Source organism: Rothia sp. HMSC068E02, from assembly GCF_001813565.1.
Taxonomy (GTDB): Bacteria; Actinomycetota; Actinomycetes; order Actinomycetales; family Micrococcaceae; genus Rothia.
The window spans coordinates 1-3,276 of the sequence record NZ_KV812863.1 but is presented as its reverse complement, the minus strand read 5'-3'; the positions used below and the strand labels follow the sequence as shown (position 1 = coordinate 3,276).

Below are 3,276 nucleotides of genomic sequence, written 5' to 3'. Positions count from 1 at the left end.
CCAATGCATATGCATTGGTTATAATATTATGTATGGAGTACATGACTATATCTGAGGCATCTCAACACCTTGGTATCTCAATTGATACCCTGCGTCGATGGGATAAGTCCGGCATTATTCGTGCTGAGCGCAACGCAACAGGACACCGAATTTTTAATCTTGCAGAGATTGAACGGGTTGAAAATAAGCGTCAGTGCCGTGAAGTTTCGACCGGGGATCTTTATAAGGTTCTTCGGGCAGATGAAGAAGTGAAATATACATCGATTGACCTGTTTGCAGGTGGTGGAGGAACTGCATCAGGGCTCGAAAATGCTGGTTTCTCGCACAAACTCTTGTCAGAAATTGATCCTGCTGCCGCTAGCACCCTACGCAAGAACCGACCTTCATGGAACGTTGTGGAAGGCGATGTGGCAAATATTGATTTCTCAAGCTTCTATGACCAGATTGACTTGGTTGAAGGTGGCTTCCCCTGTCAAGCGTTCTCTTATGCGGGAAAATCGATGGGGTTTGAAGATACCCGAGGAACTCTATTCTTTGAGTTTGCTCGAGCCGTTAAAGAAGTAATGCCGAAGGTGTTTGTTGGCGAGAATGTGAAGGGACTATTGCGTCATGACGGTGGACGCACCCTGCACACGATGATTAATACTCTTCAATCGATTAAGGACAAGAAGGGGCGTACCTACAAAGTTGCATATAGGGTTGTGCGAGCTCAGTATCATGATGTAGCTCAGAAACGTGAGCGACTGTTGATTGTGGGAGTTCGTAGCGATTTGGAATCTCCTATCCTTTTCCCGAAAGAGCGTGATTACATCATCAGCCTTTGGGAGGCTATCGGGAATTGCCCTAAGTCACCTGGCCAAGAATATCCTGAAAAGAAACGTAAGGTAATGGAAATGGTTCCTCCTGGTGGATACTGGAAAGATTTGCCTGACGAGGTGCAGCGAGATTACCTGGGCGGCTCTTATCATCTATCAGGCGGAAAGACGGGCATGGCACGTCGTTTATCTTGGGATGAACCTTCGCTTACCTTGACCTGCAGCCCCGCTCAGAAGCAGACCGAGCGTTGTCATCCGGAAGAGACTCGACCCCTTACGGTACGAGAATATGCTCGAATTCAGTCATTCGCTGATGATTGGGAGTTCTCAGGGTCGATTGCTCAACAGTATAAGCAGATTGGTAATGCTGTTCCTGCCAATATGGCATTCCATATTGGCCGAGCTGTCAGGGCAATGATTGAGGGTAGGACTCACGATGACTATGTTGATCTTATTGAGGTTGAGCCCTTGGAAAAGTATTCTGAAGATAACATAAATCATGATGCAGTTTCCCAATACCAAGAAAATTTGGAAGGGACGCTCTTCTAAAAAGTAATGGCTAGATTAGATAATGTTATATCTAATCTAGCCATTATGTTTTAATTAATATGTTGAAGCAAAAAGTTTTGAAAGTTTTTCAATATCGGAACGTGATATATTGAAATCCTTGGGGTCAAGTTCTGAGACAATGTCGCTTAGAATATTAGGCAGCGCATCATATAGTTCCTTCAGGGCTCCGGGATGAGAGAAGAGGAGGTCGTATGCTGAATGGCCATCAATATGACGAATATAAATATTTTCTTTCGAATTTGGGGGAACCCAAGGTTTATTATACCTTTCTTTATTCTTAGGGACGATTTGGATAAGGTATGCAGTTGCATCCTTTCCGCGGGATCCTATTTGTTCGCGCAACTTTTCATGATAATTATGTTGTGTATCCCCTTTTATTGTATTGAATTTATTCTTAACTTCGGCGATAACTATTTTAGGGTTTTCAGGCTTTGGTTCGAATCCGGTAAGCTTAGTCTTTGACTCAAGATCGTAAACGCCTTTGGTGCCTTTATCTTCCCAGTTTTTTGCCAGTCCTAATACTTTCTGGTGCCAATTTCCAATAGCATTCTGAAGTGTTTTTCCAACTTGACGAAGGCGTTCGTAGGATTCCCACTCTTCAAAGTCTAATCCTAGAACAAACATATGAAATACGGCGCTCACTGGGTCGATAACATTTTTGTTGTTATATGGGTCAAATTCTTCTTTTTGTTTTTTGAATGAACTTACGAGTGTATCTTTTGTAACATTATAAAGTTTTTCGTTGTCAATCCATGATAGTCCGTAATCGTGCATCTTTCTCCTTCTGTGGAAATTTGTTATTGAATAATATTTGGAATTATTTTCTTTTAATTCATGAATTTAATAGGTGGATTTAAAAAGATTTGCCAGTTTTATTATATCAGCTTCTGATACAGCGAAACTTTTGAGATCAAGATTATGGATTACATCCTTTAGAATGCTAGGCAACGCGTTATACAGTTCTTCTAGTGCTCCATTGTGCTTGAATACTAGATTATATGCGGAATATCCATCAATATGGCGAACAAGTGGAGTTTCAAAGGCTTTTGAAGGAACCCAGGGCTTATTATATTTTTCACCATCTTTAGGGATAATCTGAATGAGGTATGCTACTGTAGACTTCTTGCCTCGCGAACTTACTTGTTCGTACATTTTTAAATGTAATGCCTTTTCGTCAGATGCTTTGATTGTGTTAAATTTATTCTTGACCTCGGCGATGATAGTTTTTGGCTTATCCGGATATGGTTCGTACCCATAAATTGGAGAGATGGACTCTAGGTCGAAGACTCCCCCATTGGCTCCCTTGTCTTTCCAATCTTCTGCCAGGCCTAGAACACGCTGATGCCAAGTGCCGACAGCGTTTTGAAGGGTTTTTCCGATCTGCCGTGAACGTTCTATGTCTACCCAAGCATCAAAACTTATATTGAGCGCAGCCATATAAAATAGAGCCCCCAATGGGTCGACACTATTTTTGCTGTTGTACGGGTCGAAACCGTCGTAAGCTTTCTCGAAGGGTTTTTTGAAGGTTTCGTATGTTACTTTGTATAGTTCCTCATTGTCAATCCAGGTTAGTCCATAATTATGCATCTTGCCTCCTGTGGTGGGTGTTTCTAATGTGGATAGTGCTACATTGCTCTATCTAGGGATTATATTATTGTGTCTGAATTTTTTTCAAGATACATCAGAAGATGATTGATTTATAGGCATTTAAATAGACTAAAGATGCTAAATATGTTTATTTAAATATTAAAATATTTATCGGCATATGAATCGTATCATACGGGATGTGGATTCACGTTTTTTCATTAAAGTGTATTAAATGCAATGATAACTTTTGTGTTTTTTGCATGGGTAATACTCTCGTGGTGGGTATCCCGCACGAAATCGGTAA

Annotated in this window: 3 protein-coding genes; 1 reads left to right on the top strand and 2 read right to left on the bottom strand. The window is 41.1% G+C overall.

Annotated features, from left to right (window positions below; all coding sequences use genetic code 11):
* Nucleotides 1-1,364 (top strand): DNA (cytosine-5-)-methyltransferase (gene dcm / locus HMPREF2919_RS00270; protein ID WP_210398955.1); only part of this gene is annotated, 1,364 nt, incomplete at its 5' end.
* A gap of 54 nt (nt 1,365-1,418) precedes the next feature.
* On the opposite strand, the gene HMPREF2919_RS08975 is transcribed toward dcm, so the two are convergent.
* A complete protein-coding gene (locus HMPREF2919_RS08975; protein ID WP_005504276.1) occupies nt 1,419-2,159 on the bottom strand; it encodes an Eco47II family restriction endonuclease in 741 nt (246 codons plus the stop codon).
* 66 nt (nt 2,160-2,225) lie between these two features.
* Nucleotides 2,226-2,972 carry an Eco47II family restriction endonuclease gene (locus HMPREF2919_RS00260; RefSeq protein WP_005504277.1) on the bottom strand — a complete coding sequence of 249 codons (747 nt, stop codon included), beginning with the start codon at nt 2,970-2,972 and terminating at the stop codon, nt 2,226-2,228.
* Nucleotides 2,973-3,276: the final 304 nt, after the last annotated feature.